Origin of the sequence: Belliella filtrata, from assembly GCF_022549775.1 — a bacterium.
GTDB lineage: Bacteria > Bacteroidota > Bacteroidia > Cytophagales > Cyclobacteriaceae > Belliella > Belliella filtrata.
Window position 1 is genome coordinate 1 of the sequence record NZ_JAKZGP010000155.1, and the last position, 600, is coordinate 600.

A 600-nucleotide genomic window follows, 5' to 3' on the forward strand; every position below is an offset into this window, starting at 1 on the left:
AGGTCATTGTCGCTGTTACAACATATAAACCACTATTTGGGTAAGAAATATTAACCGATTGTCGATTGTCGTTATAAACAACTCCATTACCCATATTCCAACTAATCGTATGTGTACCTCCAGTTGGCAACACCACATCAGCAATAGAAAAAGTAATTTGCTGATTTATCAAAGCCTGGCTCCTAGTAGAATTCAAAGCGAAATTTGCTGTTTCGTTTTTATAGTGATACCTGTTCCTCTCAATGATGTTGTTGTCTTGATCCCTTACAATCCTCAACCTATTGTTATAATCATATTCATATTTAGTACTGATATTGTTGGGGTCATTCTTTACCGACACACCTACCAAGGGTATATAACTCATAGATTCTGTAAATGCCGAGGCTCCAGGGTTGATTGTTTTGCTCCCAATTAAAGTCCCGTTATGGATATGGGATACTTGTACGTTGATACCATCCCTTCCCCTAGAACTGGTCAAAAGCCCGTTAGATGAGTTATAGGTAAGGTATTCTTGAGATAGCTTGTAATTACTAGGTCTTATGAATTGTCCCTGATTGTCACAAGTTGTGGTAGGAATAGTGGTTGCCGTTAACTTTTCTG

1 protein-coding gene is annotated in these 600 nt (G+C 38.2%); it reads right to left on the minus strand.

Annotated features, from left to right (window positions below; genetic code table 11):
• Window positions 1-600 (minus strand): PKD domain-containing protein (locus MM239_RS20860; RefSeq protein ID WP_241350256.1); only part of this gene is annotated, 600 nt, incomplete at both ends.